Here is a 17,905-nt window from a genome sequence, read left to right as displayed (position 1 = left end):
ACCCTTCGTGACAGACTCCGACGCCTCCGCCGCTCCCCCGTCCTCCGGCTCTCCTTCCGGTCTTCGCGGGCTGCTCCCCGACCTCGCCCCCTGGCGGGCCTCGCGGGACTTCCGGCGGCTGTGGGTCTCGGGCACGGTGTCGGCCTTCGGCAGCTTCCTCACCTTCGTCGCGCTGCCGGTGCAGATGAAGGAGCTGACGGGGTCCGCCGCGGCCGTCGGGGCGATCGGCGCGGTGGAGCTGGTGCCGCTCGTGGTGTTCGGGCTCTACGGCGGCGCGCTGGCGGACGCGTGGGACAAGCGCGGGCTCATCCTGTGGACGGAGGCCGGACAGGGGCTGCTGAGTGCGGTGCTGCTGGTCAACGCGGTGCTGCCGGGCCCGGCCGTGTGGCCCTTGTACCTGGTCGCGGCCCTGTCCTCGGCCCTGGTCTCCGTGCAGCGGCCCGCGCTGGACTCGTTGTGGCCACGTATCGTCGCCCATGAACACCTGCCGGCGGCGGCCTCGCTCAACTCGCTGCGGTGGACCGTGGGCGGGGTCGCGGGGCCGGCCCTCGCCGGCGTCGTCGTCGCCTCCGCGGGCCTGGGCTGGGCCTATGGCGCCGACCTGTTGAGCTTCGTCGTCTCGGTCGCGCTCATCGTGCGCGTCGCGGCCTCCCCCGCCGCCCGGGAGGCCGCGAAGCCCTCGCTGAAGGCGATCGCCGAAGGCGCACGGTACGCGTGGAGCCGCAAGGAGCTGCTGGGCACGTACGCCGTCGACCTGGCCGCGATGTTCCTCGCGATGCCGCTCGCCGTGCTCCCCTTCCTCGCGGACGAGCTGGACGCCGAGTGGTCGCTCGGGCTGATGTACGCGTCCGTGCCGGCGGGCGCGCTGGTGGTGAGCCTGACCAGCGGCTGGACCGCGCGCGTGCACCGGCACGGGCGGATGGTGGTGCTGTCGGCCGCGCTGTGGGGCGGGGCGATCACCGCCGCCGGGCTCGTCGGGAACGTCTGGCTGGTCCTGCTCTGCCTGGCCCTCGCGGGCGGCTTCGACATGGTCAGCGGCGTCTTCCGCGGGATCATGTGGAACCAGACGATCCCGGACGAGCTGCGCGGGCGGCTCGCCGGGATCGAGTTGCTGTCCTACTCGGTGGGGCCGACGGTCGGCCAGGTGCGCAGCGGAGGCCTCGCGGCCTGGCTGGGGGTGCGGACGTCCGTCTGGTCGGGCGGGGTGCTGTGCGTGGGCGCGGTGGGGCTGCTGGCGCTGTGCCTGCCGCGGCTGATGACGTACGACGCACGAACGAACGAGCACGCGTCGCGGGTGCGTGCTCAGCGCTCGGCGGCCGCGCCCGCCCTGGAGGGCTGACCGCCCGGCCGGTCAGTCCTCGTCCGCGGCGCCACCCGTCGGGGCGTCGTGCCACTTGGGGTCGTTCTCCCACTGGAGGTTGCGTTCGCGGGCGCTCTCCATCGCGTGCTCGGCCTCCGCACGGGTGGCGTACGGGCCGAACCGGTCCTTGGCCGGGCACTCCGGCCCTTCCTCGACCTTCTTGTGCTCCAGGCAGTAGTACCACTCGCCCGGTTTGCCGGCGGTCCGCTTCTTGAACAGGGGCATGACGGCTCCTCTCGCCATCGACATGTTCCCCCATGACCGCTCGTTAGACTCACTGGCATGTCTGGCCAGTCGCTGCTCGTCCCAGGGGAGCTCTCCCCCACCCGTTCCGTGCCCGGAAACATCCGCCGCCCCGAGTACGTGGGCAAGCCGGCGCCGACGCCCTACACCGGGCCGGAGGTGCAGACCGCCGAGACCATCGAGGCGATGCGCCGGGCCGGCCGGATCGCCGCTCGGGCGATGGCCGAGGCCGCGAAGCTGATCTCGCCGGGGGTCACCACCGACGAGCTGGACAGGGTCGCGCACGAGTACATGTGCGACCACGGCGCCTACCCGTCGACGCTGGGCTACCGGGGCTTCCCGAAGTCGCTGTGCACGAGCGTCAACGAGGTCATCTGCCACGGCATCCCGGACTCGACGGTCCTGCGCGACGGCGACATCGTCAACCTGGACGTGACGGCGTACATCGGCGGGGTGCACGGCGACAACAACGCCACGTACCTGGTCGGTGACGTCGACGAGGAGTCGCGGCTGCTGGTGGAGCGGACCCGGGAGTCCCTGGAGCGGGCGATCAAGGCGGTCAGGCCCGGTCGGCAGATCAACATCATCGGCCGGGTCATCGAGTCGTACGCCAAGCGGTTCGGGTACGGGGTGGTGCGGGACTTCACCGGTCACGGCATCAACTCGTCGTTCCACTCCGGGCTGATCGTCCCGCACTACGACAGCCCGCACGCGACGACCGTCATCCGGCCCGGGATGACCTTCACCATCGAGCCGATGCTGACGCTCGGCACGCACGACTACGACATGTGGGACGACGGCTGGACCGTGGTGACCAAGGACCGCAAGCGCACGGCCCAGTTCGAGCACACCCTGGTGGTGACGGAGAGCGGGGCGGAGATCCTCACCCTGCCGTAGCCGCCCGCGCCTGAGCCCGCTCTCCTCGGAGGGCGGGCTCTTCTGAGGGCGGGCTCTTTTGAGGGCGGGCTCTTCCGAGTGGGGGCCGGTTCCGGCGCCGGCCGGTCCCGCGGACGGACCGGGCCCCCTCGCTTCGCCGCGAGGGGGCCCGGCGCCGGATCAGAACCGGTCGCAGTGCTTGCCGGCCCAGAAGATGTCCGCCGACACCGTGTCGACCGCGCCGATGTACGGGCTGCAGACGCCCTCGTCCCCGCCGAAGTGGTGGTGGTGCTGGCGGGGGCCCTCGTCGGCGGTGGCGGTCGACGCGCCGGCGGCGGCGAGGGCGATGCCCAGAACGGTGGCGGCCAGGACTGAACGGATACGCATGGTGTTCCTCTCACGGGGCGAGTGGTCACGCCCAGAGGTCCCCGCTCCCCATCCGCCGCACACACCACACCACCCGTACGGACCCCAGGCCCTAGCCCGGAGGGCTCAGCGCTCCAGGAACACCCGGCCGCCGACCTCGACCCAGCCGTGCGGCTGGGGGGCCGTCAGGATCTGCGAGCCCGCGCCCTGGGTGATGTTCAGGGCGCGGCCGAGCCGTTCGGTGAGCAGGAGTGCCGCCGCGCCGGTGGCCTCGTCCTCGTCGACGCCGTCGTCACGGCCGGGGAAGGCGCGGGCGCGGATCCGGCCGGCCGGCTCGTCCTCCCAGGCCCAGGCGTAGATCCACTCGCCCTTGGGCGGCACGGGGAGGTCGTCGACCTCGGCGGCCGTCGCGTACTGCCGGAGGGTGCGCGGCGGGGCCCACTCGGCGCGCGCCTCGATCCAGGTGAACTCCCCGTCCAGGCGGGTGCCCACGACGCCGGCCGGGGTGACGAGTTCGGGCACGTCGAGCAGCCAGGCGGCGCCCACGCACGGGTGTCCCGCGAAGGGCAGACGCAGGGTGGGCGTGTAGATGTCGATGACGCCGCGTTCGGGGTCGTCGACGAACACCGTCTCGCTGAAGCCGAGTTTCGCCGCGAGGTCCTGCCGGTCCTCGCGGTCCGGGAGCACCGAGCCTTCGCGGACCACGCCCAGTTCGTTGCCGTAGCCGCCGTTCGGCGCGCAGAAGACGCGGAGCACGTCGTAATCAGTCACCGGGGAATTGAAGCACCGCTCGGGGGGCGGTCCCGCCCCGGACGGCGGGGCCGCCCGTGCGGTGCGCGCGAGGGGCGGAACGGAACACTTGAATCACCCTTGGCTTGTCTTTGGTGTCCGCTTGGGTGTTCCGTGATCGTCTCGTGCTCTTACAGCGTCTATGAGAGGTGAATCACGGCCTCGACGGGTATTACGCAGGTAAGCCTTGGATAAGTTAGGCGAGCCTCACCAATCCGTGTGAGCCCTGTCACGCGATTTTTCAGCCACCGCTGGGAGCCCGAATGCGAGCCGCCAGACTGTCCGTCGCCACCGCCGTGGTCGCCGTCACCGCCCTGACCGCCGTCACCGGCTGCACCTCCAAGAGCGACGCGAAGGACGGCGACCGGGTCATCGGCGTGACCGCCACCGACTCCACGTGCGAGACCTCCAAGAAGGAGATCCCCGCCGGACACGTCGAGCTCGCCGTCGAGAACAAGGGCTCGAAGGTCACCGAGGTGTACCTCCTCTTCCCCGACGACCGGATCGTCAGCGAGCGGGAGAACATCGGCCCCGGCACCAAGCAGCGGGTCACCGCCGAGGTGAAGGCGGGCGAGTACCGCATCGCCTGCAAGCCGGGCATGAAGGGCGACGGCATCCGCCAGACCCTCAAGGTCACCGGCGGCTCGGTCGCCCAGCGCGACCCCCGCCTGGACAAGGCCGTGGCCGCCTACCGCGCCTACGCGCAGACTCAGGCCGACGAGACGCTGCCGAAGGTCGCCGTCTTCGTCGCCGCGGTCAAGGCCGGGAACATCGAGGCCGCGAAGAAGGCCTACGCGCCCTCGCGCATCGGCTGGGAGCGCACCGAGCCGGTCGCGGAGTCCTTCGGCACCATCGACCCGAAGGTCGACGTCCGCGCCGACGGCCTGGAGAGCGGCCAGAAGTGGACCGGCTGGCACCGGCTGGAGAAGGCCCTCTGGCAGGACAAGAAGATCGGCCCCGAGGAGAAGGCGCTCGCCGACCAGCTCACCGTCGACCTGACCGACTGGCAGAAGCGGGTCGGCAAGGCCGTGATCACCCCGACCTCCATGGCCAACGGCGCCAAGGAACTCCTCGACGAGGTCGCCACCGGCAAGGTCACCGGCGAGGAGGAGCGTTACTCGCACACCGACCTGGTCGACTTCAAGGCCAACGTCGAGGGCGCGCAGCAGTCGTACGAGCTGCTCAAGCCGGTCGCCAAGGACAACGACGCGGCCCTGGTGACCGAGTTGGACAAGCAGTTCGCCGCGCTGGACGCGCTGCTGGACAAGTACCGCCCGAACACGACGTCGTACGACTTCACCTCCTACGACAAGGTCGGCGCCGCCGCCCGCAAGGAGCTGTCGGACGCGGTCAACGCGCTCGCCGAGCCCTTGTCGAAGCTCGCCGCCGCCGTCGCCAAGTAACCGAGGGGCACAAGAACATGACGGAGTCGGAGACCAAGGGCAGCAGTCCGTCGCGACGGTCGCTGATCGGCTGGGGCGGGGCCGGGCTCGCGCTCGGCGCCGCCGCGGCCGGCGGCGCGGTCGCGATGACCCGCACCGGCAACGACGTCGACCCGGTCGGCGCCGACACGGGCGGCGCCGTCGACTTCCACGGCGCGAACCAGGCGGGCATCGCCACGCCCGTGCAGGACCGGCTGCACTTCGCCGCGTTCGACGTGACGACCACGGACCGCGCCGAGTTCGTGCAGCTGCTGAAGGACTGGACGCAGGCGGCGCGCCGGATGACGGCCGGGAAGGCGGTCGGGGAGGGGGCCTACGGCGGTCTCCCCGAGGCGCCGCCGGACGACACCGGCGAGGCGCTGGGACTCCAGCCGTCCCGGCTGACCCTGACGGTCGGCTTCGGGCCCTCCCTGTTCAAGAAGTTCGATCTCGCCGACCGGCGGCCCGACGCGCTCGTCGACCTGCCCACGTTCGCCGGGGACGCCCTCGACCCGGCCCGCAGCAACGGCGACCTGTGCGTGCAGGCGTGCGCCGACGACCCGCAGGTCGCCGTGCACGCGATCCGCAACCTGGCCCGCATCGGCATGGGCAAGGTCGTCATCCGCTGGTCGCAGCTGGGCTTCGGCAAGACCTCCTCCACCACTCCCGACGCGCAGACCCCGCGCAACCTGATGGGCTTCAAGGACGGCACCCGCAACATCGCCGGCACGGAGACGGACCGGCTGAAGAAGTTCGTGTGGGTCGGCGACAAGGACGTCGCCGCGAAGTCGGCGTGGATGGTGGGCGGTTCCTATCTCGTCGCCCGCCGCATCCGCATGCACATCGAGACCTGGGACCGCACCCCGCTGCAGGAGCAGGAGGACATCTTCGGCCGCGACAAGGGCGAGGGCGCTCCGGTGGGCAAGGCGAAGGAGCGCGACGAGCCGTTCCTGAAGGCGATGAAGCCCGACGCGCACGTGCGGCTCGCGCACCCCGACGCCAACCACGGATCGACGATCCTGCGCCGCGGCTACTCCTTCACCGACGGCACCGACGGTCTGGGACGGCTGGAGGCGGGGCTGTTCTTCCTCGCCTACATGCGCGACGTCGGCAACGGGTTCGTCCGCATCCAGCGCAATCTCGCGACCGACGCGCTCAACGAGTACATCCAGCATGTGGGTTCGGCCGTCTTCGCCGTCCCGCCGGGCGTCCGCGACAAGGACGACTGGTGGGGCCGGACGCTGTTCTCCGAGGAGGCGTAGCCCGTGTTCTCCAACTACCTGATCGGACTGCGCGAGGGCCTGGAGGCCTCTCTCGTCGTCTGCATCCTCATCGCCTACCTGGTCAAGACCGAGCGCCGCGACGCGTTGAAGCCGGTGTGGGCCGGCATCGCCATCGCGGTGGTCATCGCGTTGGGCTTCGGCTCCGTCCTCGAATTCGGTTCGCAGGAGCTGACGTTCAAGGCGCAGGAGGCGCTCGGCGGCTCCCTGTCGATCGTCGCGGTCGCGCTGGTGACGTGGATGGTGTTCTGGATGCGGCGCACCGCCCGGCACCTGAAGTCGGAGCTGCACGGCAAGCTGGACGCGGCGCTCGCGATGGGCACCGGCGCGCTGGTGGCCACCGCGTTCCTCGCGGTCGGCCGGGAGGGCCTGGAGACGGCCCTGTTCGTGTGGACGTCCGTGCACGCGGCCGGCGACGGCACCCCGCGCCCGCTGATCGGCGCGGCGCTGGGTCTGGCGACGGCCGTCCTGCTGGGCTGGCTGTTCTACCGCGGGGCGCTGCGGATCAACCTGGCGAAGTTCTTCACCTGGACGGGTGGCATGCTCGTCGTGGTGGCCGCGGGCGTGCTGGCGTACGGCGTCCACGACCTCCAGGAGGCCGACTGGATCGCGGGCCTGACGGACAAGGCGTTCGACATCAGCGACACGATCCCGCCGGACAGCTGGTACGGCACCCTGCTGAAGGGCGTGTTCAACTTCCAGCCCGATCCGACGGTCCTCCAGGTCACGGTGTGGCTGCTCTACCTGGTCCCGACGCTCGCGCTGTTCCTCGCCCCGGTAGGGTTCGCCTCCGGGAAGGGGAAGGTGAAGTCGCCTGATGACCAGGGAACGCAGCCTGACGACCGGGGTTCGCAAGCGTCGAGGACTCCGCAGGCGTGACCGGTACGCCCTCGTAGGGGCCTCGCTCGTCGCCGTCTCGCTCACGGCGAGCGGCTGTGTGGTGGTCCACGGTGAGCTGGAGATGCTCCCGTCGGCGACGCAGGGCGAGGCCGTCAAGGCCGTCGAGCAGTTCACCGCCGCGTACAACAAGGCGGACGCGGCGTACGACGGTTCGCTGGACGCGGACCGCACCGCCGGCGCCCTCGGGATCATCGACGCGGCCCGGCTGAAGGCCGGCCGCCTCAACAACCCGAAGGGCAACCCGCAGCACACGCCGCTGGTGTTGTCGGACGTGAAGTACACCATCCCCGAGAAGGCGGGCTGGCCGCGCTGGTTCGTCGCCGACGCCAAGGGCAACAAGGGCGGCGACGCGCGCTGGCTGCTGGTGTTCACCCGCGAGGGGCGGGGGCGGCCGTGGCAGGCCACGTATCTGACGCTGGTGACGCCGGGCGCGGTGCCGGCGTTCAAGAAGGACGAGGACGGGTGGGCCGAGGCCGTGCCCGCCGACACCGCCGAACTGACCCTGGCGCCCGCGGACCTGAGCAAGGACTACACGGCCTACCTGCAGAGCGGCCGGGGCGCCTTCGCGAACGGGGAGTACACCGACGCGCTGCGCGCCTCGCGGGCGAAGAACGCCACCAAGCCGGGCCTGGCCACCCAGTACGTCGACCAGCCGCTGACCGGGGGCGAGTACGCGCCGCTGGCGCTGCGCACCGTGGACGGCGGGGCGCTGGTGTTCTTCACCACGCACCACTACATGAAGCAGACGGCGGCCACGGGCGCCGCCGTGCCGGCCCCGAACGCGGACGTGCGCGCGCTGACGACCGGCGAGATCAAGCAGTCACTGACGATGGAGTTCGTCGCCGCCGACATCGCCCTGAGCCCCGCGAAGGGCGCGAAGGGCGGCAAGGTGACGGTGCTGAGCCGGCTGGAGGGGTTCACCGGCGCCAAGGGCGAGTGAGGCCGGCGGGTGCGATCGCGGCCGGCCCGGCTGCGGCTCGGGCCCCGGGACCTCACGGTCACCGGCGCAGCGGCCAGGCCCCCGTCGAGTGGTCCTGGTCCTGCCCGGTGTGGCGGGCGCAGGCGTCGGTGAGGGTTTCCAGGAGGGTCAGCGGGTCGGGCAGCGGATGCTCCGGGCCGCGCAGCCAGTGCACGGTCCGCCCGTCCTCGCCGGTGAGGCGGGCGGGCGGCACGAGGACGTAGGAGCCCCGGCAGTGCCAGCGCAGGCCGGGATGCTCGTCCATGGTCTCGGGATGGCAGTCCAGCTCGCACGGCCACCACTCGTCCTCGACCTCGGGGGTGCCGCGGGTGAGGGTGAAGAAGAGCAGGCGTCCGTCGTCGCTCTCGGCGACCGGGCCGACCTCGACGCCGGCGTCGAGCAGCCGCTCCATGGCTTCCCGGCCGGCCTCCAGGGGCACGTCGAGGACGTCGTGCGTCATGCCGGTGGCGGTGATGAAGTTGGCCTGCGGCTGGTGGCGGGCCCAGCGCTCGACCTGGGTGCGGTCGGTCGTGGACTGCGTCTGCCAGGCGAAGGACACCGGGTGGCGGGCGGGGGTCGGACAGCCGACCCGGTCGCAGGAGCAGCCGTAGCCGGGGGCCGGATGCGCGGCGGGCGCCAGGGGCAGCCCCGCTTCGGCGGCGGCCAGCAGCAGGGCCTCACGGTCGCCGCCCTCGGCGGCTTCGGTCGGGCCGCTCGTGCGCAGCCACTCCGTAAGTCTTCCCCACAGTCCGGTCCGGCCGTCGAACTCCGCGCTCATCTGTCCCCTCGCCTCGCTGGTGCGGACAGCATGCCCTATGGTCGCACCATCCTGCGCATCGGGGGGCCCTAGCCGTGAATCGGGGCAGGTGGGGCGGGTGGGGCCAGAGTGGCCCATGTGCCCCTGATCCTCCACCGCCCGCCGGGTGGGCGGGTCACGTGGTCACCGGGGCGCGAGGCCGTGGAGCGCGTAGTCGACCAGGGCGTCGGTGTACTCGTAGGTGATCGGTCCCGTGTACTGCAGCCAGCGCTGGGCGAGCGGGGAGATGAAGAACTCCAGGGCGATGCGCGGGTCGAGGTCCGCGCGGACCTGGCCGGCCCGCTGGGCGGAGCGCAGCCGGTCGACGTACAGCTGGATGGACGGTTCCAGCAGCCGGGCCGTGAACTCGCGGCCCACCTGCTCGTTGACCACGCCTTCGGCGGCCAGCGCCCGCGAGGGGGCCTCGAAGCGGGGGTCCTTCAGCTGGTCGACCGTGGCCCGCAGGACGGCCTTGACGTCGGCGGCGAGGTCGCCGGTGTCGGGGATGACGTAGGGCTCGTGCTCGGCCGGGCCGGCCTCGCGGGCGGCCTGTTCGCCGAGGTCCAGGAACGCTTCGAGCAGGACGTCGGCCTTCGAACCCCACCAGCGGTAGATGGTCTGCTTGCCGACGCCCGCGCGGGCGGCGATGCCCTCGATCGTGGTCCTGGGGTAGCCGACCTCCACGACGAGCGCGAGGGCTGCGTCGTAGATGGCGCGCCGGGACCGCTCGCTGCGACGGCTGGTGTCGGGGGCCGGCTTGCCGGGCTGGGTGACCATGCCCCGACGGTACCAAGGCTGTGAGACGGCACGTCTCGCGAACGGTCCGGGCGAGGGGCCCGGCCGCTCGGAGGCTTCCCGCAAGGCCCCCTGCGGGGCTTCGTGCGGGACGTCCTACAGGGCTTCCTGCGGGACTTCCTGCGGGTAGCGGACCCCGATCCGTTCGCGGGCCGCGTCCAGCGTCCGCATGACGGCGAGGCTACCGTCGAGGGGGACGAGCGGGGACTCGGTCTCGCCGGCCCGCAGCGCGCGCATGACCTCACGGGCCTCGTGCCGGAACGTCGTACGGGGTCCGTCGACCGGGTCGGCGGCGAACTCCTGCGGGTCGCGGCCGGCCCGGTGCAGCACGAGGCGGTCAGGGTGGAAGAAGCCGGACGGGATGTCGATGCGGCCGCGCGAGCCGGTGACCGAGGCGGTGGTGCCGGTCCCGCCGGAGATCGAGCAGTGCAGCGCGGCGAGCGCGCCGGAGTCCCAGGACAGCGCCAGCGCCGTCTGCAGGTCGACGCCCTCGGCGGACAGGACGGCCTGGGCGGCGATGCCCGAGGGCTCGCCGAGCAGCAGGTGGGCGAAGGAGACCGGGTAGACGCCGAGGTCGAGGAGGGCGCCGCCGCCCTGGGCGGGGTCGCGCAGCCGGTGCGAGGGCGGGAAGGGCCCTTCGAGGCCGAAGTCGGCCTGCACGGTGCGGACCTCGCCGATCGCGCCGTCGTCGACCAGGGCCTTGAGGCGGCGGATGACCGGGTTGCAGTACATCCACATGGCTTCCATGAGGAACCGGTCGTGCCGCCGGGCCAGTGCCACGAGCTCTTCGGCCTCGCGCACGTTCAGCGTGAACGCCTTCTCGCACAGCACGTTGCGCCCGGCCTCCAGGCACAGCCCCGCGGCGGTGCGGTGGGCGGCGTGCGGGGTGGCCACGTACACGACATCGATGTCCTGGTCGGCCGCGAGGGCGGCCCAGTCGCCGTAGGCACGCGGGATGCCGAACCGTTCGGCGAACGCCTTGGCGGAGACCTCGGTGCGCGAGGCGACCGCGACGACCTCGGCGTCGGGCAGGTCGATCAGGTCCGCCGTGAACGCGCCGGCTATGCCGCCGGTCGCCAGGATCCCCCACCGCACCGTGTCCGTCGTCATACCCTGCCCCGCCCTCGTGCCGTCCCGTCGGTGTGTTCGAGCTGAGAGCATAGGTGGCCGAGACGTCGGAGAGGGAGGGGCAGCCGTATGCCGGAGGGTGGGGCCGTGCCCGAAGCGCCGCAGGCCGTCGTCCCGGCGCCGCCGCGCGGCCGGCGCAGGACCGGGCTGCTCGTCACGCTGGTCCTGGGCGGACTGACCGCCACTCCCCCGCTGTCGATGGACCTGTACCTCCCGGCGCTGCCGGAGGTGACCCGCACGCTGCACGCACCGGCGGCGACGGTGCAGCTCACGCTCACCGCGTGCCTGGCCGGCATGGCGCTGGGGCAGCTGGTGGTCGGCCCGATGAGCGACCGGTGGGGGCGCAGGCGCCCGCTGCTCGCCGGGCTCGCGGTGTACGTCGTGGCGACCGCCCTGTGCGCCCTGGCGCCGACCGTCGAAGTGCTGGTCGCGTTCCGGCTGCTGCAGGGGCTCGCGGGCGCGGCCGGGATCGTGATCGCACGGGCCGTCGTACGGGATCTGTACGACGGCGTGGCGATGGCCCGCTTCTTCTCCACCCTGATGCTGATCTCCGGGGTAGCCCCGGTGGTGGCGCCGCTGATCGGCGCGCAGATCCTGCGGACGACGGACTGGCGCGGGGTGTTCGCGCTGCTCACGGTGGTCGGGCTGGTGCTGGCGGCGCTGGTGTGGTTCCGGCTCCCCGAGACGCTGCCCGCGGACGGACGGCACGCGGGCGGGGTCGGCGAAGCCCTGCGCTCGATGCGCGGGCTGCTGTCCGACCGGTACTTCGCCGGTTTCCTCCTCACGGGCGGTTTCGCCTTCGCCGCGCTGTTCGCGTACATCTCCGCCTCGCCGTTCGTGGTCCAGGAGATCTACGGAGCCTCTCCGCAGACGTTCGGTCTGCTGTTCGGCGCGAACTCGGTCGGGCTGGTGGTGGTCGGCCAGATCAACGGCAAGATCCTGGTGGGGCGGGTGCGGCTGGACCGGGTGCTGGCGGTCGGCCTGTCGACGGTGACGCTGGCCGCGACCGCGCTGCTGCTGATGACGGCCGGCGTGTTCGGCGAGGTCGGGCTGGCCCCGGTGGCCGCCGCACTGTTCGTGCTGATGTCCGCGATGGGCGTGACGCTGCCCAACGCGCAGACGCTCGCCCTGATGCGGGTCCGGCACTCGGCCGGCTCCGCCTCCGCGCTCCTGGGCACCTCCTCGTTCCTGATCGGCGCGATCGCCACCCCCCTCGTCGGGATCGCCGGAGAGCGCACCGCCGTCCCGATGGCCGTCGTCCAGGTGGCGGCCGCACTGGTGGCGCTGGCCTGCTTCGTGGTTATGTGCCGTCCCTGGACGGACGCGGGGAAGCTGGACGACTCTCTCCCCGGCCGAGGACCTTCGAGAGCGGGAGAAGAGAGCTGAGCGCACCGAGACTGCGCGTCGACACTCCGGAGCGGGCCGGACTCGACCCCGAGGAGACGCGGCTGCTGGTCCGTGACGTCGCCGACCTCACCGTGGGCGACCGGCCCTGGGCGGCCGGCGCCGTCGTGGTCGCCGGGCGCGGCCCGGTGATCGCCGTGCAGGAGGCGGTGGGCTGGGCGGTGCGGTACTCGGCCTACGATCCGGCGGCCGACGCGGGCGTGGAGCTGCCGCCCGAGGCACGGGTCGCGACGACCGTGGACACCCCCTTCGACCTGGCCTCCCTCACCAAGCTGTTCACCTCGGTCGCGGCGGTCCAGCAGATCGAGCGGGGCACCCTCGGCATCGACGCCCGGATCGGCGCCTATCTGCCCGACTTCGGCGCGGCCGCCGCACACGACGTCACCGTCCGTCAGCTGCTCACGCACACCTCCGGGCTGCGCCCCGAGCTGCCCCTGTACGACTGCGCGGACGACGCCGAGCGGCTGGAGCTGCTGCGTGCGCAGGCGCCGGTCGGCGAGCCCGGCGCGTACGTCTACTCCGACCTGAACATGCTGCTCCTGCAGCAGCTCCTGGAGCGGCTGACCGGGCGCACGCTGGACGTCCTGATCCACGAGGGGATCACCCGTCCGCTGGGGATGACCTCGACCGCCTTCGGGCCCTGCCCCGGCGCGGCCGCCACCGAGGACCAGCGCCGGCCGTGGGCGAAGGCGGACCGGGGGATGCTGCGGGGCGTGGTGCACGACGAGAACGCGTGGGCGCTGGGCGGGGTGGCCGGTCACGCGGGCCTGTTCTCGACCGGCCGCGACCTGGCGGTGTTCTGCCGGACGCTGCTGGCGGGCGGTTCGTACGGTCCCGCCCGCGTCCTCGGCCCCGACTTCGTGGAGCTGCTGCTGACGCCGCCGGGGCTGGGCTTCGCGGTGGACCAGCCCTGGTTCATGGGCGAGCTGGCCGGCGAGGGCGCGGCCGGCCACACGGGGTTCACGGGGACCTCGCTGGTCCTGGACCCGGCGACGGACACCTTCGTGGTGCTGCTGGCGAACACCGTGCATCCGGTGCGCAGGACGCCGGACAGCGCGCCGCGCGCACTGGCGGGGACGCGGATGGCGTCGGCGGTGCGGTGAGGGCGGCGGGGTGCGCGGTGAGGGCGGGGCGCGCGGCCTGAGAAAATCGGTGCGTGAACCTCTCCGCATCCGCCGCCGAGACCCTCCGTACCGCCCTCGGAGACCTTCTCGACGGGCTGCCGCCCAAGCAGGCCTCGCTGGCCGTCGACCGGCTGATCGCCAGCTACCGTGGCGCGACCCCGACCGACGCCCCGATCCTGCGCGACCGCGCGGACGTCGCCGCCTATGCCGCGTACCGCATGCCGGCGACCTTCGAGGCGGTGCGCTCGGCGCTGGAGGCGTTCGCCGACGCGGCGCCGGGGTGGACGCCGCAGAGCCAGGTCGACGTCGGCGGCGGAACGGGAGCGGCGACCTGGGCGGTGAGCGCGACCTGGGCCGGGACCCGCCCGGTGACGGTCCTCGACTGGGCGGAGCCCGCCCTCGCCCTGGGCCGCGAGGTCGCCGCAGCGCACCCGCCGCTCGAGGACGTCCGCTGGCAGCGCGCCCGCATCGACGCGTCCCTGGTGCTGGACACCGCCGACCTCGTCACCGTCTCGTACGTCCTCAACGAGCTCGCCGCGCCCGACCGGGCCGCCCTCGTGGACGCTGCCGCGTCGGCCGCGCAGGCCGTGGTGATCGTGGAGCCGGGCACCCCCGACGGCTACGCCCGGGTGATCGAGGCCCGGGACCGGCTGATCGCGGCCGGCTTCCGGGTCGCCGCGCCCTGTCCGCACAGCGCGGCCTGTCCGATCGTGCCCGGGTCGGACTGGTGCCACTTCTCGGCGCGGGTCAGCCGCTCCTCCCTGCACCGGCAGGTCAAGGGCGGCTCGCTGCCCTACGAGGACGAGAAGTTCAGCTATGTGGCGGCCGCCCGCTTCCCCGTCTCCCCGGCCCCTGCCCGCGTCGTCCGGCGGCCGCAGATCCGCAAGGGCCAGGTGCTCCTCGACCTGTGCGAGGTCGAGGAGCGGCTGAGCCGTACGACGGTGACGAAGAAGCACGGCGAGCTGTACAAGGCGGCCCGGGACGCCGACTGGGGCGACGCCTGGCCGCCGGTCTCCTGAACGGGCCCGTGCCCGCACCTGCTTGAGGGGGCGCTCCCCCGCCCGGCCGGTACCCGCGGTCGACCGGCGGACGGACCGGTTCCGCATGCCGGACCCTCCCGTACGCTGCGGGCCCATGGATGCGAAGACGAAGATCGCGGTCGTCACGGGCGCCGGTTCCGGCATCGGCCGCGCCGTGGCCGTCGAACTGCTGCTCACGGGCTGGTCGGTGGCGCTGGCCGGACGGCGCGCCGAGACCCTGGAGGAGACGGCCGCGCTGGCGCCCGGGAGCCGGAGTCTCGCCGTGCGGACGGACGTCTCACGCCCCGAGGACGTGACGGCCCTGTTCACCGCCGTGCGCGAGCGGTTCGGGCGGCTGGACCTGCTGTTCAACAACGCGGGCACGTTCGGGCCGGGGGGCGTGCCGTTCGAGGACCTCCCCTACGACGCCTGGCGGCACGTGGTGGACACCAACCTCAACGGGGCGTTCCTGTGCGCGCAGGGCGCGTACCGGCTGATGAAGGAGCAGGATCCCCGGGGCGGACGGATCATCAACAACGGCTCCGTCTCGGCGCACACCCCCCGCCCGCTCTCGGCGCCCTACACGGCGACCAAGCATGCGCTGACCGGTCTGACGAAGTCCCTCTCGCTGGACGGGCGGGCGCACGGGATCGCCGTCGGGCAGATCGACATCGGCAACGCGGCGACCGACATGACGGCGCGGATGCGGACGGGCGCGCTGCAGGCGAACGGCGAGACCGCGCCGGAACCGGTGATGGACGTGGCCGATGTGGCGCGCACGGTGCGGCACATGGCCGAGCTGCCCCTGGAGGCGAACGTGCAGTTCGCGACGGTGCTGGCGACCGCGATGCCGTACGTCGGGCGGGGCTGAGGGCGCCCCGGCGGTCCACGGCTCGTCAAGTCGTCAACCTGCACAAGCGGAATTTCATGGTCCGCACCATTGCGGCCGGTAGCAGACCTATGCTCAACTCTCCTACACAAGAACTCCACATGTGCAGCACGAGAGTTCCGCACCGCGGGACCGTAAGCCATGCCGAGGGGGAGAGGCAGCCGTCCCACGGCTCCGGATGGGGGTGGACCTCGCGGGGAACCGCGAGATGCACACCGGAGCCGCGGGACGGCCGCCGCACCATCGCCCGACCCGGCGCACCGTCACTGCTCGGGCGGCGGCGTCTCACGGCCGCGCCGCCTGCGCAGCGCGTACGCTCCGCCCGCCGCCAGCGCGACCACTCCAGCGGCCCCGCCCAGCACACCCCAGCCACCCGGACCGCCACCCTCCGACGAGGCCCGGGCCCCGGCGTGCGGCGCCGCCCCCGAGGACGACGCCCTCGTCCCGCCCTCGCTCAACGCGTCCACCAGCGTCCCCACCGCCCCGACCGAACTCCCCCGCGCGAAGCCCCAGTCGAGCAGGGCGGCCGCCTCCTCGTAGACGGAGTTGTGGCCGCTCGCCGGGTGCAGCACCGTGACCACGAGGGTGCGCCCGGCGCGGGTCGCGGCGCCGGCGAAGGTGTTGCCGGCGTTGCTGGTGTAGCCGTTCTTCACGCCGATCAGGCCCGGGTACGGCGCCACCCCGTATGTGCCCGACAGCAGCCGGTCGGTGTTCTCGATGACGAAGGTCCTCCCGCCGCCGGCCGGGAAGCGGGCGGCGCTCGTGGCGCAGTAGGCGCGGAAGTCGGCGTTCTTCAGACCGTGCCGGGCGAACAGCGCGAGGTCGTATGCGGAGGACAGCTGCCCCGGGTGGTCGTAGCCGTCAGGGCTGACGACATGGGTGTCCAGCGCCTGGAGATCGGCCGCCCTCGCCTGCATCTCGGCGACCGTCCTCGCGACCCCGCCGTTCATCCGGGCGAGCACCTGCACGGCGTCGTTGCCCGAGCGCAGGAACACCCCCTGCCACAACTGCTCGACGCTGTAGGCGATCCCGGCCCGGACGCCGACCAGGCTGGAGCCGGGCGGAACGGCGGCCAGGTCGGCGTCGGTCACGGTGTGCCGCTCCGTGCGCGCGAACCGGCCCAGCAGCGTGTCCGCGAAGAGCATCTTCAGCGTGGAGGCGGGCGCGAGACGCTGATGCGCCCGGTAACAGGCGAGCACCTCGCCGCTGTCCTGGTCCGCGAGCAGCCAGGACCGCGCGGTCAGCTTCCTCGGCAGGGCGGCGCCCCGCTTCGCCTGCACCCCGTCGGCCGCCAGCCGCGCGCCGCCGACCACGGTCCCGGCCGCGGCCGCCGGCGTCGCCGCGAGCGGGACGGCGCTCAACGGCGCTCCTGCGGCGAGAGCCAGCAGGGAGCGCCGGGACGGATTCGCCGCCGGATGCCGGGGCGAGCGCGCGGGGGGAGAGGGCTGCGGCGGAGAAGGACGCGGAGAAAGACGCGGAGAAGGGGGCGGAGAACGGTCTGGGAGCGACTGCGGAGAACGGCGCGAGAATGCGTTCACTGCGGGACCGTACAAGGGGATCAGGCGAAATGGAAATCGCCACTCAACCCCTTTCACCTGGGAATATCCCCGCCTCGGCCGAGGAATGACGAGGCCGTCGGTCACCGACTCTCACGGCTCCGCGGCTCCGCGGCTCCGCGGCCGGGCCCGCTACGCCTGGCCGGTCTCGAACCGGGAGATCCGGCCGTCGTCCTCCACGGTGAAGCTCCAGCGGGTGCGCATCTCGCCCCAGGTGTCGTTGCGGTAGTCAGCGAGGAGCGCGCGCCCGCCGTCCGACTCCTTGGTGACGTCCATGTGGCCGCGCGAGGAGAAGATCTCCCGGTCGGCCCACTCGGCGAGGTCCCGGTCGGAGCCGTCGTCCGCCATGGTCGCGTCGGGCGTGAGGAGCCCGCGGAAGGCCTCCTCGTCGTGCGCGTTGACGGCGGCGACGAAGGCCCTGACGGCCGGGTCGCTGAGTCTGTCGGTCTGAATCGCCATACCGGCCACACTCACACCGCCGACCGGCCCCCGCCACCCGAACGGCTTCCAGGAGGGGCCGGGCGGGTGTGAGACATGCGACGGTGGAAACGCGTGGAAGGCGCTTCCGGGCGTTTACGGGCGATTCCCCGACCCGCTCCCACCCGCCCCCGCGCCTCAACAGCCTGTACCCGTCGTTCCCGTCGTTCCCGCTCGCCTTCCGACCCATTTCGACTGATTCCGACTCGTCCCCGCTTGTTCTGCTTGTTCCTGCTTGTTCCTGCTGTCAGTTCAGGGAGTCACCGTGACCTGTTACGACCGACGTGATCTGGGCCTGCTGTTGCTCCGGCTGGGCACCGGCGGAGTGCTGGCGGCCCACGGCGCGCAGAAGCTGTTCGGTTGGTTCGGCGGCCACGGCCTGGAAGGAACCGGGCAGTTCATGGAGTCCGTGGGCTACGCGCCCGGCAAGGCCAGCGCGACGGCGGCGGGCCTGGCGGAGGCCGGCGGCGGCACACTGCTGGCGCTGGGGCTGGCCACCCCGGCGGCGGGCGCGGCGGCGGCCG

19 protein-coding genes are annotated in these 17,905 nt (G+C 72.7%); 11 read left to right on the top strand and 8 right to left on the bottom strand.

Going from position 1 to position 17,905, the window contains the following annotated elements:
- The first annotated feature begins 7 nt into the window (after positions 1 to 7).
- Complete coding sequence (locus BG482_RS21845; RefSeq protein WP_069770768.1) at positions 8 to 1,339, top strand: MFS transporter; 1,332 nt, start codon at positions 8 to 10, stop codon at positions 1,337 to 1,339.
- 12 nt (positions 1,340 to 1,351) lie between these two features.
- On the opposite strand, the gene BG482_RS21840 is transcribed toward BG482_RS21845, so the two are convergent.
- Positions 1,352 to 1,585: a hypothetical protein gene (locus BG482_RS21840; RefSeq protein WP_069770767.1), complete on the bottom strand. Its 234-nt coding sequence runs from the start codon at positions 1,583 to 1,585 to the stop codon at positions 1,352 to 1,354.
- A 57-nt stretch (positions 1,586 to 1,642) separates the two neighbouring features.
- Between BG482_RS21840 and map the strand changes: the two genes are divergently transcribed.
- Entirely contained in the window at positions 1,643 to 2,500 is an 858-nt protein-coding gene (gene map, locus BG482_RS21835; protein ID WP_069770766.1) for a type I methionyl aminopeptidase, read from the top strand.
- A gap of 159 nt (positions 2,501 to 2,659) precedes the next feature.
- Here the strand turns inward: map and BG482_RS21830 are convergent, their stop codons facing one another.
- Together BG482_RS21830 and BG482_RS21825 are read right to left on the bottom strand one after the other, a co-directional pair.
- Positions 2,660 to 2,866, bottom strand: a complete 207-nt coding sequence (locus BG482_RS21830; RefSeq protein WP_069770765.1) for a hypothetical protein — start codon at positions 2,864 to 2,866, stop codon at positions 2,660 to 2,662.
- A 105-nt stretch (positions 2,867 to 2,971) separates the two neighbouring features.
- Positions 2,972 to 3,616: a PhzF family phenazine biosynthesis protein gene (locus BG482_RS21825; RefSeq protein ID WP_069770764.1), complete on the bottom strand. Its 645-nt coding sequence runs from the start codon at positions 3,614 to 3,616 to the stop codon at positions 2,972 to 2,974.
- Between the two features lie 281 nt (positions 3,617 to 3,897).
- On the opposite strand from BG482_RS21825, the gene efeO reads away from it, so the two are divergent.
- Genes efeO through BG482_RS21805 form a run of 4 tightly spaced genes read left to right on the top strand, consistent with a single transcriptional unit; the run spans position 3,898 to position 8,175 of the window.
- Positions 3,898 to 5,037, top strand: coding sequence for an iron uptake system protein EfeO (gene efeO / locus BG482_RS21820; RefSeq protein ID WP_069770763.1), 1,140 nt, complete (start codon positions 3,898 to 3,900; stop codon positions 5,035 to 5,037).
- 17 nt (positions 5,038 to 5,054) lie between these two features.
- A complete protein-coding gene (efeB, locus tag BG482_RS21815; RefSeq protein ID WP_069770762.1) occupies positions 5,055 to 6,317 on the top strand; it encodes an iron uptake transporter deferrochelatase/peroxidase subunit in 1,263 nt (420 codons plus the stop codon).
- Positions 6,318 to 6,320: 3 nt separating this feature from the next.
- Positions 6,321 to 7,214 carry an iron uptake transporter permease EfeU gene (gene efeU / locus BG482_RS21810; protein WP_069770761.1) on the top strand — a complete coding sequence of 298 codons (894 nt, stop codon included), beginning with the start codon at positions 6,321 to 6,323 and terminating at the stop codon, positions 7,212 to 7,214.
- On the top strand, positions 7,153 to 8,175 hold the full coding sequence (locus BG482_RS21805) for a hypothetical protein (protein ID WP_079142008.1): 1,023 nt from the start codon (positions 7,153 to 7,155) through the stop codon (positions 8,173 to 8,175). Before efeU ends, BG482_RS21805 begins: the two co-directional genes overlap by 62 nt.
- 58 nt (positions 8,176 to 8,233) lie before the next feature.
- Here BG482_RS21805 and BG482_RS21800 read toward each other — a convergent pair whose 3' ends face one another.
- The 3 genes from BG482_RS21800 to BG482_RS21790 all read right to left on the bottom strand — a co-directional run bounded on the left by BG482_RS21800 (position 8,234) and on the right by BG482_RS21790 (position 10,894).
- On the bottom strand, positions 8,234 to 8,971 hold the full coding sequence (locus tag BG482_RS21800) for a bifunctional DNA primase/polymerase (RefSeq protein ID WP_069770759.1): 738 nt from the start codon (positions 8,969 to 8,971) through the stop codon (positions 8,234 to 8,236).
- Positions 8,972 to 9,133: 162 nt separating this feature from the next.
- Entirely contained in the window at positions 9,134 to 9,766 is a 633-nt protein-coding gene (locus tag BG482_RS21795; RefSeq protein ID WP_069770758.1) for a TetR/AcrR family transcriptional regulator, read from the bottom strand.
- Between the two features lie 114 nt (positions 9,767 to 9,880).
- Complete coding sequence (locus BG482_RS21790; protein ID WP_069770757.1) at positions 9,881 to 10,894, bottom strand: Gfo/Idh/MocA family protein; 1,014 nt, start codon at positions 10,892 to 10,894, stop codon at positions 9,881 to 9,883.
- Between the two features lie 87 nt (positions 10,895 to 10,981).
- Here BG482_RS21790 and BG482_RS21785 point away from each other — a divergent pair, with 87 nt between their 5' ends.
- From BG482_RS21785 to BG482_RS21770, 4 genes are all read left to right on the top strand, one after another.
- A complete protein-coding gene (locus tag BG482_RS21785; protein WP_079142007.1) occupies positions 10,982 to 12,298 on the top strand; it encodes a multidrug effflux MFS transporter in 1,317 nt (438 codons plus the stop codon).
- The gene (locus BG482_RS21780) at positions 12,226 to 13,419 is read left to right on the top strand and encodes a serine hydrolase domain-containing protein (RefSeq protein ID WP_370745850.1); all 1,194 of its coding nucleotides are present in this window, start codon (positions 12,226 to 12,228) and stop codon (positions 13,417 to 13,419) included. Before BG482_RS21785 ends, BG482_RS21780 begins: the two co-directional genes overlap by 73 nt.
- A gap of 53 nt (positions 13,420 to 13,472) precedes the next feature.
- The gene (locus BG482_RS21775; protein WP_069770756.1) at positions 13,473 to 14,459 is read left to right on the top strand and encodes a small ribosomal subunit Rsm22 family protein; all 987 of its coding nucleotides are present in this window, start codon (positions 13,473 to 13,475) and stop codon (positions 14,457 to 14,459) included.
- Between the two features lie 115 nt (positions 14,460 to 14,574).
- The gene (locus BG482_RS21770) at positions 14,575 to 15,330 is read left to right on the top strand and encodes an SDR family oxidoreductase (protein ID WP_069770755.1); all 756 of its coding nucleotides are present in this window, start codon (positions 14,575 to 14,577) and stop codon (positions 15,328 to 15,330) included.
- A 281-nt stretch (positions 15,331 to 15,611) separates the two neighbouring features.
- Here BG482_RS21770 and BG482_RS21765 read toward each other — a convergent pair whose 3' ends face one another.
- Positions 15,612 to 16,709, bottom strand: a complete 1,098-nt coding sequence (locus BG482_RS21765; protein ID WP_256096435.1) for a D-alanyl-D-alanine carboxypeptidase family protein — start codon at positions 16,707 to 16,709, stop codon at positions 15,612 to 15,614.
- Positions 16,710 to 17,036: 327 nt separating this feature from the next.
- The gene (locus BG482_RS21760) at positions 17,037 to 17,363 is read right to left on the bottom strand and encodes a hypothetical protein (protein WP_069770754.1); all 327 of its coding nucleotides are present in this window, start codon (positions 17,361 to 17,363) and stop codon (positions 17,037 to 17,039) included.
- 283 nt (positions 17,364 to 17,646) lie between these two features.
- Here BG482_RS21760 and BG482_RS21755 point away from each other — a divergent pair.
- Positions 17,647 to 17,905: DoxX family membrane protein (locus BG482_RS21755; RefSeq protein ID WP_141746650.1), on the top strand; the 259-nt coding region annotated here is incomplete at its 3' end.

The sequence above is a fragment of the Streptomyces sp. LUP30 genome, from assembly GCF_001746365.1.
Classification (GTDB): domain Bacteria; phylum Actinomycetota; class Actinomycetes; order Streptomycetales; family Streptomycetaceae; genus Streptomyces.
The sequence above is the reverse complement of the archived record's forward strand: the minus strand, read 5'-3'. Positions and strand labels throughout refer to the sequence as shown.